General features: G+C 66.7%; 14 protein-coding genes and 2 tRNA genes. 4 read left to right on the forward strand and 12 right to left on the reverse strand.

Annotated features, from left to right (window positions below; all coding sequences use genetic code 11):
* Positions 1-9: 9 nt before the first annotated feature.
* Positions 10-321, forward strand: a complete 312-nt coding sequence (locus LOK44_RS28145; protein WP_237573383.1) for a hypothetical protein — start codon at positions 10-12, stop codon at positions 319-321.
* Positions 322-390: 69 nt separating this feature from the next.
* Here LOK44_RS28145 and clpX read toward each other — a convergent pair whose 3' ends face one another.
* The 5 genes from clpX to LOK44_RS28170 form a co-directional block, all read right to left on the reverse strand.
* Positions 391-1,671 carry an ATP-dependent Clp protease ATP-binding subunit ClpX gene (gene clpX / locus LOK44_RS28150; RefSeq protein WP_163924314.1) on the reverse strand — a complete coding sequence of 427 codons (1,281 nt, stop codon included), beginning with the start codon at positions 1,669-1,671 and terminating at the stop codon, positions 391-393.
* Between the two features lie 291 nt (positions 1,672-1,962).
* Complete coding sequence (locus tag LOK44_RS28155; RefSeq protein ID WP_237573384.1) at positions 1,963-2,610, reverse strand: ATP-dependent Clp protease proteolytic subunit; 648 nt, start codon at positions 2,608-2,610, stop codon at positions 1,963-1,965.
* On the reverse strand, positions 2,607-3,191 hold the full coding sequence (locus LOK44_RS28160; RefSeq protein ID WP_179973727.1) for an ATP-dependent Clp protease proteolytic subunit: 585 nt from the start codon (positions 3,189-3,191) through the stop codon (positions 2,607-2,609). Before LOK44_RS28160 ends, LOK44_RS28155 begins: the two co-directional genes overlap by 4 nt.
* A gap of 143 nt (positions 3,192-3,334) precedes the next feature.
* Positions 3,335-4,762: a trigger factor gene (gene tig / locus LOK44_RS28165; RefSeq protein WP_237573385.1), complete on the reverse strand. Its 1,428-nt coding sequence runs from the start codon at positions 4,760-4,762 to the stop codon at positions 3,335-3,337.
* A gap of 40 nt (positions 4,763-4,802) precedes the next feature.
* Positions 4,803-4,876 (reverse strand) — tRNA-Pro (locus tag LOK44_RS28170).
* Between the two features lie 96 nt (positions 4,877-4,972).
* Between LOK44_RS28170 and LOK44_RS28175 the strand changes: the two genes are divergently transcribed.
* Positions 4,973-5,046 (forward strand) — tRNA-Gly (locus tag LOK44_RS28175).
* Between the two features lie 317 nt (positions 5,047-5,363).
* On the opposite strand, the gene LOK44_RS28180 is transcribed toward LOK44_RS28175, so the two are convergent.
* The 3 genes from LOK44_RS28180 to LOK44_RS28190 form a co-directional block, all read right to left on the reverse strand.
* Positions 5,364-6,107, reverse strand: coding sequence for a hypothetical protein (locus LOK44_RS28180; protein WP_237573386.1), 744 nt, complete (start codon positions 6,105-6,107; stop codon positions 5,364-5,366).
* A gap of 375 nt (positions 6,108-6,482) precedes the next feature.
* Positions 6,483-7,979 (reverse strand): hypothetical protein, encoded by a 1,497-nt coding sequence (locus tag LOK44_RS28185; RefSeq protein ID WP_237573387.1) that lies wholly within the window; start codon positions 7,977-7,979, stop codon positions 6,483-6,485.
* Between the two features lie 600 nt (positions 7,980-8,579).
* Positions 8,580-9,146 carry a serine hydrolase gene (locus LOK44_RS28190; protein ID WP_237573388.1) on the reverse strand — a complete coding sequence of 189 codons (567 nt, stop codon included), beginning with the start codon at positions 9,144-9,146 and terminating at the stop codon, positions 8,580-8,582.
* 168 nt (positions 9,147-9,314) lie between these two features.
* Here LOK44_RS28190 and LOK44_RS28195 point away from each other — a divergent pair, with 168 nt between their 5' ends.
* Both LOK44_RS28195 and LOK44_RS28200 read left to right on the forward strand, forming a co-directional pair.
* Positions 9,315-10,202 (forward strand): DMT family transporter, encoded by an 888-nt coding sequence (locus tag LOK44_RS28195; protein WP_237573389.1) that lies wholly within the window; start codon positions 9,315-9,317, stop codon positions 10,200-10,202.
* A 40-nt stretch (positions 10,203-10,242) separates the two neighbouring features.
* Positions 10,243-11,049, forward strand: a complete 807-nt coding sequence (locus tag LOK44_RS28200) for a DUF1542 domain-containing protein (RefSeq protein ID WP_237573390.1) — start codon at positions 10,243-10,245, stop codon at positions 11,047-11,049.
* Position 11,050: 1 nt separating this feature from the next.
* Here the strand turns inward: LOK44_RS28200 and LOK44_RS28205 are convergent, their stop codons facing one another.
* The 4 genes from LOK44_RS28205 to LOK44_RS28220 all read right to left on the reverse strand — a co-directional run bounded on the left by LOK44_RS28205 (position 11,051) and on the right by LOK44_RS28220 (position 15,136).
* Complete coding sequence (locus LOK44_RS28205) at positions 11,051-12,742, reverse strand: cation:proton antiporter (RefSeq protein ID WP_237573391.1); 1,692 nt, start codon at positions 12,740-12,742, stop codon at positions 11,051-11,053.
* A 111-nt stretch (positions 12,743-12,853) separates the two neighbouring features.
* Positions 12,854-13,648, reverse strand: coding sequence for an Fpg/Nei family DNA glycosylase (locus tag LOK44_RS28210; RefSeq protein ID WP_237573392.1), 795 nt, complete (start codon positions 13,646-13,648; stop codon positions 12,854-12,856).
* Between the two features lie 3 nt (positions 13,649-13,651).
* Entirely contained in the window at positions 13,652-14,131 is a 480-nt protein-coding gene (locus tag LOK44_RS28215) for a ribose-5-phosphate isomerase (protein WP_237573393.1), read from the reverse strand.
* Between the two features lie 45 nt (positions 14,132-14,176).
* Positions 14,177-15,136 carry an isopenicillin N synthase family dioxygenase gene (locus LOK44_RS28220; RefSeq protein ID WP_237573394.1) on the reverse strand — a complete coding sequence of 320 codons (960 nt, stop codon included), beginning with the start codon at positions 15,134-15,136 and terminating at the stop codon, positions 14,177-14,179.

Consider the following 15,136-nt stretch of genomic DNA (forward strand, 5'->3'; position numbering starts at 1 on the left):
GATCCTTTGATGACCGCCGTCGTCGTCGTGGCCCTGCTGTGGGCTCTGGTCTGCTCGCTGCGTCAGCTGCACGTCGAGCGCTCCACCACCGTCGAGATGATGTGGCGGGAAGCGACCGCCGACGGCTGGTCGCCATGGCGGCGACTCAACGGTGTCTCACCGGCCGACGACTACGACACCATGCTGACCGCCACGCAGAACGCGGCCCACGTCGACGCCACCGCAGTGCAATTCGCGTCGATGATGCATCCAGCCGAGGCACCCGACTACACCGTGCGGGTGCTGTTCATGTCGACCGTGCGGGAACCGGCACGCGGCTGACAACCGGCGAGAATGCACTGAGGGCTGCGAATCCCGTGGATTCGCAGCCCTCAGTGCAATGTCGACGTACTAGGCGCTCTTGTCGCGCCGCTCGTTGCGCGGTGGCTTGCGCGGGACGATCGTCGGAAGGACGTTGTCCTCGACGGTCTCCTTGGTGACGACCACCTTGGCGACGTCGTCGCGGCTGGGGATGTCATACATCACCGGCAGCAGGACTTCCTCCATGATGGCGCGCAGCCCGCGAGCACCGGTGCCGCGGTGGATGGCCTGATCGGCGATGGCCTCGAGCGCGTCGCCGGTGAACTCCAGCTCGACGCCGTCCATCTCGAACAGCCGCGAGTACTGCTTAACCAGCGCGTTCTTCGGCTCGGACAGGATCGTGACCAACGATTCCTTGTCGAGGTTGGTCACCGACGCCACGACGGGCAGGCGGCCGATGAACTCGGGGATCAGACCGAACTTGATCAGATCCTCGGGCATGACCTCGGCGAAGTGGTCCTGGGTGTCGATCTCGGCCTTCGAGCGCACCTCGGCGCCGAAGCCGAGGCCACGCTTGCCGACGCGGTCGGAGACGATCTTCTCCAGGCCGGCGAACGCACCCGCCACGATGAACAGCACGTTCGTCGTGTCGATCTGGATGAACTCCTGATGCGGGTGCTTGCGACCACCCTGCGGGGGCACCGACGCCTGCGTGCCCTCGAGGATCTTCAGCAGCGCCTGCTGCACGCCTTCACCGGAGACGTCGCGCGTGATCGACGGGTTCTCGCTCTTGCGGGCGATCTTGTCGACCTCGTCGATGTAGATGATGCCGGTCTCGGCGCGCTTGACGTCGTAGTCGGCGGCCTGGATCAGCTTCAGCAGGATGTTCTCGACGTCCTCGCCCACGTAACCGGCCTCGGTAAGGGCGGTGGCGTCGGCGATGGCGAACGGAACGTTGAGCATCTTGGCCAGTGTCTGCGCCAGGTAGGTCTTGCCGCAGCCGGTGGGGCCGAGCATCAGGATGTTGGACTTCGCCAGTTCGACGGGCTCGGCCCGCGAATCGCGCATCTTCTCCTGCGCCTGGATGCGCTTGTAGTGGTTGTAGACCGCCACTGCCAGGGTCCGCTTCGCGGTGTCCTGCCCGATGACGTAGCCCTCGAGGAACTCGCGGATCTCGGCGGGCTTGGGCAGCTCGTCGAGTTTGACGTCATCGGCGTCGGCGAGTTCTTCCTCGATGATCTCGTTGCACAGGTCGATGCACTCGTCGCAGATGTACACGCCGGGGCCGGCAATGAGCTTCTTGACCTGCTTTTGACTCTTGCCACAGAACGAGCACTTCAGCAGGTCACCGCCATCTCCGATGCGAGCCATGGTCCTGGTGGCCTACTTTCTGCGATCGCCGTCGATAACTGTGTCCGTCGGACAGCTCCGGGTTGAAACCCGACGCTACCCGCTCGTTCCCGCACCATGCGACAGATGAAGCCGAATCGCGTCGGTGATATTCATCTGCGTAGGAGGAGAACATAGCCCGTGACGACCCGCACTGCGGGTGGGACGCGCCACGTGTCATGAGCGTGTCGCCACCGTGACCAGCCGAGCGGGACGTAGGTGAGGACTACCTCTTCCAACGTACATTCCGCCGGCCGGCGCACCGGGTGACGATCAGGCGTTCTGAGCGGAGAGCTTCCGGTACTCGAGGACCGTGTCGATGATCCCGTAGTCCTTGGCCTGGGCGGCCGTGAGGATCTTGTCGCGGTCGGTGTCCTTGCGGATGACCTCGGGATCCTTGCCGGTGTGCCGCCCGAGGGTGACCTCCATCAGCGTGCGCATCCGCTCGATCTCGGCGGCCTGGATCTCCAGGTCGGAGAACTGCCCCTGGATGACGCCGCCCAGCGACGGCTGGTGGATCAGGATGCGGGCGTTCGGAAGCGCGAGGCGCTTGCCGGGCGTGCCGGCGGCGAGCAGCACCGCAGCCGCGGACGCGGCCTGGCCCAGGCACACGGTCTGGATGTCGGCGCGCACGTACTGCATGGTGTCGTAGATCGCCATCAGCGAGGTGAACGAGCCACCCGGCGAGTTGATGTACATGGTGATGTCGCGGTCGGGATCGAGCGACTCCAGCACCAGCAACTGCGCCATGATGTCGTTCGCCGAGGCGTCGTCCACCTGCACGCCGAGGAAGATGATGCGTTCCTCGAACAGCTTGTTGTACGGGTTGGACTCCTTGACGCCGAAGCTCGAGTGCTCGATGAACGACGGCAGGATGTAGCGGGCCTGCGGCTGCAGCCTGGGGTCGGTCTGGTCGGTCATCGCGTGGCTCCGTTGAAGTTTGCGTGAGTGATGATGTGATCGACGAAGCCGTACTCCAGTGCCTCCGGCGCCGTGAACCAGCGGTCGCGGTCGGAATCGGCTTCGATGCGCTCGATGCTCTGGCCGGTGAACTCCGCGTTCAGCCGGAACATCTCCTTCTTGATCACGGAGAACTGCTCGGCCTGGATGGCGATGTCGGCCGCGCTGCCCGTGACGCCACCGAGCGGCTGGTGCATCAGGATGCGCGCGTGGGGCAGGGCGTAGCGCTTGCCCTTGGTGCCCGCAGCGAGCAGGAATTCACCCATCGACGCGGCCATGCCCATCGCATAGGTCGCCACGTCGCACGGCGCGAGCACCATGGTGTCGTAGATCGCCATGCCGGCGCTGATGGAGCCGCCAGGCGAGTTGATGTAGAGGTTGATGTCCTTGGTCGGATCCTCCGCCGAGAGCAGCAGGATCTGCGCGCACAGCCGGTTGGCGATGTCGTCGTCGACCTGCGACCCCAGGAAGATGATCCGTTCGGAGAGCAACCGCTCGTAGACGGAGTCGACGAGGTTTAGCCCCGACGTGCTCGAACGCATGTCAGTCACGACTGGTTTACCTGCTTTCTCGAGTATTCGTACTCGGCATTCACGTCTACCGACACTAACGAACGCATGGCGCTTGGGAGTCCCCGGAGCACGCTCGTTCGCTCAGGGCAGTATTTCGCCCCTCGCGCGGTACGTCACTTGGAGTCGTCGGCTGCTTCGTCTGCGTCGTCGTCAGCGACGTCGCCGCCGGCTGCGTCGGCCTCGTCGTCCTCAGTGGCCAGCTCGACGGGCTGCTCGGCGTTCGACGGGCCGAAGAACTCCGCGGTGTCCACCTCGTTGCCCTCGCTGTCGGTGACCGTCGCACCGTGCACGACGGCGGCGATGGTCAGGCCGCGACGCACGTCGGCGAACATGGCGGGCAGCTGGTTGTTCTGCTGCAGCACCTGCAGCAGCTGCTGCGGCTCGATGCCGTACTGGCGCGACATGAGGACCAGGCGCTCGGTGAGGTCACCCTGGCCCACCTCGATCTCGAGCTGGTCGGCGACGGCGTCCATCAGCAGCTGGGTCTTGACGGCCTTCTCGGCATTGCTGCGGTTGTCGGCGTCGAACTCCTCGCGGGTGCTGCCTTCCTTCTCCAGCGCCTCGGCGAAGGCCGACTCGTCGTGGTCGAGTCCGTGGATGGCGTTGTGCAGCGTGTCGTCGACCTGCGCCTGAACGATGGCCTCGGGCAGCGGAATCTCGGTCTGCTCGAGCAGCGTCTCGAGCGCCTTGTCGCGAATCTGCTCGGCCTGCTGGACGCGCTTGACGCGCTTGACCTGCTCGACGAGGCTCTCGCGCAGCTCCTCGATCGTGTCGAATTCGCTTGCCAGCTGGGCGAACTCGTCGTCGGGCTCGGGGAGTTCGCGTTCCTTGACGGAGTTCACCTTGACCGTCACCTCGGCCTCTTCACCGGCGTGCGCACCGGCGACGAGCTTGGTGGTGAACACCTTGGTCTCGTCGGCACCGAGGCCCTTGATGGCGTCGTCGAGGCCCTCGATCAGGTTGCCCGAGCCCACCTCGTGGGACAGGCCCTCGGTCTTGGCCTCCTCGACGTCCTTGCCGTCGACGGTGGCCGACAGGTCGATGGAGACGAAGTCGCCGTCCTGGGCGGGGCGGTCCACGCCGGTGAGCGTGCCGAACCGGGCGCGCAGGTTCTGCAGCTCCGTGTCGACCTCGTCGTCGTCGACTTGAATCGCGTCGACCTCGATCTTGAGCGCCGACAGGTCGGGCAGCTCGATCTCGGGACGGATGTCGACCTCGGCGGTGAACGTCAGGTCCTCGCCGTACACCTTCTTGGTGATGTCGATCTCGGGCTGGCCGAGCGGCTGCACCTCGGCGCTGGCCACGGCCTCGCTGTAGCGACCCGGGATGGCCTCGCCGATCACCTGGTCGAGCATCGCCTGCTTGTCGATGCGCTGCTCGAGCAGCTTCACGGGCACCTTGCCGGGGCGGAAACCGGGGAGGCGGACGGTCTTCGCCATCTCCTTGAACGCCTGGTCGAAGTCCGGAGCCAGCTCGGTGAAGGGCACCTCCACGTTGATGCGAACCCGGGTCGGGCTCAACTTCTCGACGGTGCTCTTCACTTCGGTGCTCCTTGCATGTTGGATCGAATGACGGCGTCTGTCGGGGTGACAGGATTTGAACCTGCGGCCTTCCGCTCCCAAAGCGGATGCGCTACCAAGCTGCGCTACACCCCGTCTGACTCTGCGGACGGAATACTACGGCCTGGACACGCGGCACCTTCAATTGGATTTGCCTAGGTCGTCGCCGGTACAGTCTGCGGTGCAGTGCACGCGGGCGTAGCTCAATGGTAGAGCCCTAGTCTTCCAAACTAGCTACGCGGGTTCGATTCCCGTCGCCCGCTCCACCGAAGCCCCTGTTAGGGGACGTTTGACCGCCTGACCGGCTCGTTCGGGTGCCGGAATCAGTCCACAGACGGCACCGAACTACCGCCGCAGCCGGATGACCTCGTGGCGCCGCTCGACCAGGGAGGCCGGTCCCGTGCCCCGCGCATACCCGGACATGCTCGCGCGATCCCCGATGTGACGGATCGACCTCCGAGGGCGATATCGGCGATTACCGAACCAGCGTGGGCGCCGTGGCTCTCGTGGATTGTCCGCGAGTAGACATGTGCGAGCACAGGTTTCGCCCTGATCCAAAACAGACGAATCGTGCCCCGCTGCGCTAGCGGGACGCCCGCGCGACTGCCTCGAGGAAGGAGGATGCAGCCGCACTGGAGCCGGCCGCGTTGAGATGGCCCGAGTCGGACGCGTAGCCGTCGTAGAGGCCGGGGGCCTTGCTCCCGTCCGGCTTCGTGGATTCAACCGCAGCCAGATCGAAGAGTTGCCCGCCGTACGAACCGCGGATCAGTCCGTTCAGCTTCTCCCGTGCGACGTTGTCGGCCGACGCGCCGGTGGTCAAAGGCGTCGTCGAGTGGAGGAACGTGACGTCGGGGAAGTCCTGCTGCAGCGCATCCAGTGCGCTGCGATACGACCCGAACAGCGATGCGACGTCGGTGCCGGCAGTGACGTCGAGGTAGCAGAACTTCATCAGGGCAACGTCGACCTCGTCGCTCATTCCGCCGCGCATGATGCGGTCGAAATCGGCGATCTTGGACAGCGGTTTCCCGTTGGCGCCTATGGACTCTTCGGTGATGAATCCTCCGTCGATGGTCCCGGGCGTGCCAGACACGATCGGGGGCGCCTTCACACCCTGGCTCGCGTATACGCCGGGCACCCCGCCCAAGACGTTCGCTCCGACGGACTGGTGACCAAAGAACACCCTGGCGCGGGCAGCTTCGTTGAGCCCCTCCGCGGTGATCGCGGACGCTGCGTTGACCTGCAGAGCGATCAGGGCGGAAACGAGCGCGACAACGCCGAACAGCCGAAAGAAAGCGCTTCGGATCCGACGTGTGGCTGGGACCGACATTCGGCACCTCCCTCGAGCAAGGAACCCGAACCGCAGACATCGACTCAGGGCCATATAGTTGCTGACTCAACTAATGGCAAGTACAGCAACCCCACATAGAACCGTATACCTCGGCCTTAGAGCCAGCAAGTGTGAATTCGCGTGAATTCCTTGAGGTTTGCCAGATCGACATGTCGGGTTCGGATGGCTACGAGGCGAACCCAAACACGATGGATTACGTCCGTCTGTGCATCCGAACCCGAAGACGCCCTGACTCGGGCAGGTCTTCTGTCTCTACTGAAGTGAGCACAGGCTGCAGCGGTCACTCGCGTGACCGCTGCAGCCGGGGCGCCGGCGAAGCCGGCGAACTCTCGACTCGGCCCAAGGGAGCCCGAACTACCCCGTGGCGGCCGCCTGGCCGTCGGTCTGGTCGGCTTGGTCAGCGGTCGGCTTCTCGGACTCGCCATCGTTCGCGTCCGCGAGTCGCTGGGCCAGATCCTGCACGCTGATCTTGCCCTCACCTTCCTGGTGTTTGGCCACGTCCCCGCCATCAGCGGCATCCGGACCTTCCTCGGAGTCGGCCGCTTGGAACGGATCCAGATTCCTCACCACGTTGAACTCTGGCTTCTTCGGTGGATCGGGGATCGCAGTGATGTCGTCCGACGGATTGCTCGTAATGACGTCCGCCTGCAACGTCTCGACCGGCTCGGCGGCCGGCACGGGTGCGTCGACTGCCGCGGGCAGGCTGCCCACCGGCGACGCTTCGGGGTTCGGAAGTGCATCGTCCTGACCGTCGACTGGGCCTTCCACTTCGTCGGACAGTGTCGTCGCGTCATCGACCACTACCTTCAGCGACGTCTCGAAACTGTCGACGGACGTCTCGGAGATCGAGGGCGTGGCCGTTCTGGCGGCTACCAACGCCATGGCGGGCAATGTCGGATTGATCGGTGCCGGCAGGAGGTTGAGGACGTTGGCGATGACATCGCCCAAGATGCCCGACAACTGTCCGAACGCCTCCGCCAGCGCAGGGGGCAGAATCTCTTCCAGCGCAGCTGCGATCGGCGCGAACCCCGCTGTGAATAGCGAGAAGGAACCGAACGGTGAGGCGAATGGAGGGCTGCCCGGCGGTGGAAAGGCTGCACCCGGGGCTGCGAGCAGGCTGTAGGCCAGGTAGCTGACCAGCCCGGGGATTTGAGTGGGATTGGCAATGGCGGCGCCGAAACTCGCCACGAGCACGGCAGGCAATGCACCGACCCACCCCGCGATTCCCTGGGTCGGGGCGATACCGCTTTCTGCCGGCGCCACCCTGAAGCCGCCACCGATCGCGAAGCCAAGTGCCTCCCCGATCGTCTTGAACTGCTCAAGCGACGAACCGATGAAATCGGGGAGGCCGAGCACGCCGGCTCCGACTGCGAAGAACCCTGCGATCGGATTTCCAGGCAGGAGTGCAAGCCCCGCGCCGATGGCGTTCCCCAACTGGCCGAAGGCCGTCAAGACGAAGGTGGCTATCGGCGCAGGCAGCAGCAGGGCAAGTGGCACCACCACTTCGGTGCCGAACTGGTAGAGCAGCGACGGCGGCAGCGACAGGCCCGGCACTGGCGTCGCGGGGGGCGCGTCCGGGTAGAGGAAGCTGTAGGCCAGGAAGTTGATGATGTCGGGGATCTTCGACGGGTCGGTGATCACCGCGTTGGCTGCGCCTGCCAGTCCGAGCGGCAGGCCTGCGGCGGTGTCGATGCCGATTTGCGTGGCGTTCCCGAGGGCCACGGAGGTCGTGTTGAAGGCCGCCAACAAATCGGTGATCAGCGAGGCCGGTTGCACGGCGCTGTGACTGAACGGGGTGCTAGCCGCTTTGAAGTCGGGCGGGTTCGCCAGAGTGGGAACGGTGACGAGCACGCTCGCACCAACGATGGCTATACCGGTCGTCACGTATGGACGAAGTGCTGTGTGCATGAGCGCTGCCTTTGTTGGTGGGTAGGGTCGTGGCGAACCGTACCTCCCACCAGCACGGCGAAACTATCGTTCGCGACAATACTTTGCCAAGACTGCAATGTCGTTGCGTTCGCAATACTCTCCGTTACCTCATGGAGATAGCTGCGTTGCATGATCGTGATCCGCTGCGCGCAACGTAAGGTGCACGCACCGGATCCACGGCCTCGAGCCTCCATGGGGTTGGGCCGATGCGCCTACCGCACTACATCGCGGTGAACGGGATACCGTTGTCCTCGAAATTACCCGTGTGACAGAAGGATTCATGGTTAATTTCGTTGCACCATGGCGGCAGTACCCATCCGGAACCGGACACGCGCCGAGAGCGACGATGGGCGGCGGAATGGGCCAACTCAAGAACGCAGCGGCTGAACATGTACCCGCTTCATTTGCTGAGCAGTCTAAGCGCACAGCCGCTCACGGCTCTTTTTCGACGCCCTAAGTAAACGTTGCTGACACTGCCGATTGCACCGGTTCGAGCAGCCTCGGAACCCAGGACCAGAGAGTTCAGCAACCTCGAGTGGGAAGAATCGACAGGATGACGCGTTCCTCGGCGACGTCACCCGCCCGGTCGCGTCGACCCGCTCGGGACCGCCGATGGCGATACGCCCGACGCGGCCGTCCACCCGCCAGCCGAGCGGCGATCTCCGGGCACAGCTGAGCGAGGATCGGTACGAAGAGCACGTTCTGCGGCGCATCGCCCTGCGGGGTGAGATATACCGTGGCCAGCACGATGACCGTGTTCCCGGCCGTCGGGTCGTGCACGGCGAGTCCAGAGAACCCGACCATGTTCCCTGGATGTCCGAACATCGGGCCTGCTCCCTCCAAGCCCAAGCCGTAGGTCCCGAAGCCCAGGCTTGCCGCGGCACCCGTAGCGGCTGCGTTCATCGGCTTCAGGCTGGCCAGCCGCCACTGCCGGGTCGTCTCGTCGAGCAACGACCCTGCCACGATCCCCTCGGTGAAGTCGGCGACCTCCTCCGCACAGGAGATGACGCCACCTGCCCTCCATACCCACGAGGGGTTGTCGTCGGTGTGGTCGGCGGGTAGCCGTTCACCGGCCAGCGCCTCCGTCATCCGAGGCGCAGGCAGGGGACCTCGAACGCCTCGTTGGGCCCCCACGTCTACCCCAGCGGTGCTTTGCCGACTGCCATCCTCGACGTTCCCACACCGCCAACTCCACCGTCTCGAACTCGGAACACACCTGCCCCACCTATCCGCCCGGACGACTGCGAGGATGGCGCCGTGACGAGCGCCCTGGCTGTCTTCGGCATCGGCGTCTTCGCAGCCGCCAGCTTCGGCATCGCCGACTTCTTCGGCGCCCGCGCGTCGAAGAACCTCGGGCCCGTCACCGCGGTGTTCTTCGTGCAGTCGACCGGGACGCTCGCCTACGCCCTCTGGTACGTCCTGTTCACCGACGGCATGCCTGCGATGACGACGTCGGGATGGGCGTACGCCGTGGGCGGCGGGCTGCTGATGGGTGCGGGCATGTGCACGCTGTACCTCGCCTTCGACATCGGTCCCGTCAGCCTGGCGAGCCCATTGAGCGCCGCCTATCCCCTGGTCACCACGGTGGTCGGCGTGGCGTTCTTCCACGCCGAACTCAGCGTGGCCGAATGCGTCGCGATCGCGGTCATCGTGGTGGGGATCATGGCCGCCGCCGGGCTGTTCAACGTCGACCGCAGTGAACGCAAGCTGAGCACGGGTCCGGCGCTGGCTCTGCTCACCACGGTGCTGTGGGGGTTCGGTTACCCGCTGGTGGGTCAGGCCATCGGCCAATTCGGTTGGCAGACGGTCACGTTGATTCAATTCGTCACGATGGTTCCGGTCATCGGCGTCGTACTGGTGACCCGACGGCGGCGCGAGTCGGTGACCCGAACGCTGGCCCTCGAGACGCTACGCAACCCGTACGTCCTGGCGGCCGGAGTGCTGCAGATGCTGGCGGTCCTGGCGATCAACGTTGGGTTCGGCCTCGACCAGGCCTCGGGGACCCTGGTGGTGGCGACCTCGGCGGCCTACCCCGTCATCACCATGCTGTTGGCACTGCACCACTTCGAAGAACACGCCTCGAAGATCGCGCTGGCGGGCGCCGGGCTGAGCATCGCGGGCGTACTCGCACTGCACGCGCTCTGACGACACTCGCTGGGCGTTTCCCGTCGGTAGGCTGAACGTCATGGAAAGCTTCCTGCTTCTGCTCATCGTGCTGGTCGTCGTCGCCATCGGCGTGGCGGTCTACAGCACGAACAAGGCGACCGGCGCACGCAACGCCAACACCCTCGCCGACGCCAAGGCCGACGCCCGGCGACTCATCGAGCGCCTCGGCGGGCAGGTGCTCAACCTCAGCGGCAACGACGAGGCGTCGAAGCAGGCCATGGCCGACGCCTCCGAGCGCTACAACGCGGCGGCATCGCAGATCGACCAGGCCACCACGGTCAAGCAGGCGCAGCTGGCCAAGGAGAGCGCCGTCGAAGGGCTCTACTACGTGCGCGCCGCCCGCGTGGCGATGGGCATGGATCCGGGACCGGAACTCGAATCGCTGTCCGGCCAGAAGTCTGCGGGCACCGTGACCGAGGACCGTCGGGTCGAGTTCGAGGGCCGAGAGATCGAGGCCTCCCCCGCGCCCTCGCAGCGCACGCCCAACTACTACCCGGGCGGCCGCGTCGCCGGGCGCCCGGTTCCCGCTGGCTGGTACTCCGAGCCGTGGTGGAAGCCCGCACTGGTGGCCGGCGCCTGGGGCGTGGGCTCGGCACTGCTGTTCACGTCGCTGTTCTCCGGGATGGGCGGCGTCGGCTACGACACGCAGGCGTTCGAGAACGGTTCCGGTGACGGCGGAGACCAGGGCGCAATCGACGGCGGCGGTGACGCCGGTGGAGATGCCGGCGGCGACGGCGGTGGCTGGGATGGCGGCGGGGGCGACGGCGGCTGGGGCGGCGACGGTGGCGGCCTCGGCGACTTCGGTGGCGGCGACTTCGGGTTCTGAGTCAGAACCGGCTCTCCAGACGCGCCGACACACCTGCCTCCTGTAGATCGAGGCGCTCCAACATCGCGCGCACGGCCTCGTCCTCGATGCGGCCCTCGTCCCGCTCGGTGATCAGCGCTTCCCGCTGCGCGGCGAGCACGTCGCGGTAGAGCGCGGAGAAGACCTGCGCCCGCTTGGTGGGCGCCTCGGGGTCGGGCATCTCGTCGACGTCCTCGGAGTGGCGGGCGATCGCCGCACGGATTTCCTCGAGCGTGCGCGGGTCCATGCCAGCAGGCGGGTCGGCGCGGAACGCCGCGAGCACCTCGTCGGCCGCGTCGTGAACCACCCGCTCCGCCTTGAGTTCCTCACCACGGTCGGCGGCGTGGTCGTCGGAGAACCGCGACAGCCGAAGCCGTCGGATCAGCGCGGGCAGCGACCAGCCCTGAATCAGCAGCGTGCCGACGCTGACGACGAAGGCGATGGCCTGGATGGTGGCCCGCTCGGGGAACGGCTCCCCGCTGACCGTCGTCGCGGGGATCGCCGCGGCGGCCGCCAGTGTCACCACCCCGCGCATGCCCGTCCACGACACCACGACGTTCTCCTGCCAGGACAGTTCCCGCCGGTCGATCCGCGACCGCCATCGGCCTGGTGACCGAACGCGCTGCCGGGTGCTCGACGCCCGGCGGCCACCGCCGTCGGGAGCCGGCACGCTGAGCCGCCGCTCGACGTGGTTGGACAACTTGTTGCGGCCAAATATTGCGAACACCGACAGCGGCCGGATGACGAGCACGATCAGCAGCACGATGGCCGACGCCACGGCGACCTCGCCGAGCGATTCGTGCGCCTCGCGCAGGTCCTCGAGGACGAACCGCAGATGAAGTCCGATGTAGGCGAACACGAACGCCTCGAGCAACACGTCGACCGAGTTCCAGACGTAGCGCTCCTGCAGGCGGGTCTGGTAGCCCGCGCCGAGCGTGCCGCTGCCCACCACGAATCCGGCGACGACGACGGCGAGCACCCCTGAGGCGTGCAGTTCCTCGGCGACTATGAACGCCGCGAACGGGACCACCAGACCCTGGACCGTCTCCAGACCCGGGTTGGCCAGCCGCTTGCGGATCCACAGCGTCACGACGCCGAGCACGCCACCGACGATGGGGCCGACGGTGGCGCTGTAGCCGAACAGCAGGAACGGGTTGCCGATGAACGTGTGACTACCGGCCACCTGCGCGACCGCGATCGAGAACAGCGTCAGTGCGGCGGCGTCGTTGATCAGGCTCTCGCCGGTCAGGATCGCCATCACCCGCTTGGGCAGACCAAGCTTGCGGCCCACCGCCACGGCCGTCACCGCATCGGGCGGTGCGACGATCGCGCCGAGGACCAGGGCCGTCGCGAACGTCAGCGGCACGACCACCAGCCACGACGACACCGCAGCCACCACGAAGGCCGTGATGACCACCAGGCCGACACCGAGCCCCAGGATGGGCCGGATGTTGCGCAGGAACGTCGGGAACGAGAAGTTGAGCGCCGCCGAATACAGCAGCGGCGGCAACACCACCGTCAGCAGGATGTGCGAATCGAGTTCGGGCGCCTCGAATCCGGGCAGGAACGACACCGCGCTGCCCACCACCACGATGATCAGCGCAGGTTCCAGACCGCGACGATGGGCGATGGCGGTCACGACGATGGCGCCGACGACGACGAGGATCAGTTCCACGCGACGATTGTCCCGTCAAACCCCGTTCGGCTCGCGTCGAGACTGCTGCCAGATCACGAATGAGCCTCGGATCACGTCCTCACAGCAGTCTCGGCGAGGGGTCGGTAGGGCTTACACCTGACAGGTGGGACACCAGAACAGGTTGCGGCCCTCCATCACCTCGGTGCGGATGGTGTCCCCGCAGACGCGGCACGCGTCGCCGGCACGGCGGTAGACGTACGACCGCGGGCGACCGGGACGGTAGGACGGCGGCCCCTTGTCGTCGGGCCTGCGGATCGTGATGATCTTGCCGCGGCTGACGCCGACCTTCATCAGCTTGACCAGGTCGGTCCACGCCGCGTCGAACTCCTCGGCGCTGACGTGGGTGCCGGGCCGGTGCGGGTCGATGAGGTGGCGGTACAGCAGCTCGCTGCGGTACACGTTGCCGACGCCTGCGATGACCGACTGATCCATCAGCAGAGCACCGATCGGTCTGCGGGACTTGCTGATTCGCGTCCACGCCTTCGCCGCGTCGGGGTTGCGGCGCAACGGGTCGGGGCCGAGCCGGGCGATGATCTCGTCGACCTCGGCGCGGTGCAGGATCTCACAAGCCGTCGGACCGCGCAGATCGGTGCCGTACTCCACGCCGACCATGCGCATCCGCACCTGGCCCACGGGTGCGGGCATCGGCACGGGCCGCTCGGTGAAGGTTCCGTACAGCCCGAGGTGAACGTGGACGATCAGGCCGCCCTCGTAGTCGTGGAACAGATGCTTGCCCCAGGCACTCGCCTTGCGCAGCACCCGTCCGTCCACGGCGGCGGCACCCTCGGCGAAGCGGCCTTGGGGGCTCGACACCTCGACGGGGGCGCCTGCGAATCTCTGCTGGTGCAGCCGGGCCAGCCGGTGCAGCGTGTGGCCCTCGGGCATGGGTCAGGCGGAGGCGCCGGGCACCGGAGGTGCGACGTGCGACGTCTCGTATTCGGCCAGGATGTCGATGCGGCGCTGGTGCCGCGGCTCCTCCGACCATGCCGTCGCGAGGAACGCGTCGACGATGGCGAGCGCCTCTTCCACCGTGTGCATGCGGCCGCCGATGCCGATCAGCTGGGCGTTGTTGTGTTGACGGGCGAGTTGCGCCGTCTCGACGCTCCACGCCAGCGCGCACCGTGCGCCGGGCACCTTGTTGGCGGCGATCTGCTCGCCGTTGCCCGACCCGCCGAGCACGATGCCCAGGCTGCCGGGATCGGCCACGGTCCGCTCCGCGGCGGCGATGCAGAACGCGGGATAGTCGTCCTGCGCGTCGTAGGCGAAGGCACCGCAGTCGATCGGCTCGTGGCCGCCCGCCAACAAGTGCTCGAAGATCGCCTGCTTGAGTTCGAATCCGGCGTGGTCGCCGCCGAGGTAGACGCGCATGACCGCCATTGTGGCAGAGCGGACGGACGTCCCCGCACGCAGCGGTTATCCCACCGTGATGGCGTCGAGCCGTTGCTTGACGAAGTCGGCCGACGTGACCGGATCGAGCCCGGCGACGCGGCCGACGGGCGGATCGAGCGGGCGGACGAGCGCGTCGTGGTTGGCCTCGTAGAAGTAGATGAGCGACACCAGGTCCTCCTCCGGCGCCTCGGGTTGCGGCGGCAGCACCCGGTGGCGGCCCGAGGGCCACCGCATGCCACTCCAGTACTCGAGCAGGTCGCCGATGTTCACGGTGAGCGCCGCCGGGTCGTACGGTGCGTCGGCCCAGCCGCCGTCGTCGGAGAACACCTGCAGCCCACCGGCTCCCGGCTCGCGGTCGAGCACGGTCACGGTGCCGAAGTCGGTATGCGGCCCGATGCGGAACTGGCCCGGCTCGGGCTGGCCGACCACGCTCACCGGCGGGTAGTGGTTGATGTTCATCGTCCACGTCGGCTGATCCGCCAGCGCCAGCCACGGATTGTCGGACAAGGCGAGGGCGTGGGAGAAGAGGGCGAGCAGTTCGTCGGAGACCCTGTGCATGGCCGCGGTGTACTCGTCGACCAGCGGCTGCAGCGACGGCACTTCCGCAGGCCATGCGTTGGGCGCGAACCAGATTCGGTCGACGTCCGGGTCACCGGTCGCCGTCTCGGCGCCGAGGCTGAAACTCTCCTTGAGGTCCGGTGGCGTCTCGGTTCCCTCGGCGTAGCCGTTGGCCTCGGCACCCGGCCCGATCCATCCGTGACCGCCGACCGGCACCGAATAGGTCGCCTTGACGTGCTCGGGTTGGGCGAAGAACGACCGACTGGCCGCCCGCACCGCGGCGGTCAGGCCCGGGTCGACGCCGTGGCCGGTGACGAGGATGAATCCCGCCCGCTGCAGCCCGGCGTCCACCTCGGCGGCCACTGCGTCGGCGTCGGCACCACCGGCGCGCCAGCGCGACAGGTCGATGGTCGCAATCGCACTCAT

This window comes from Mycolicibacterium lacusdiani (assembly GCF_021916785.1).
Classification (GTDB): Bacteria; Actinomycetota; Actinomycetes; order Mycobacteriales; family Mycobacteriaceae; genus Mycobacterium; species Mycobacterium lacusdiani.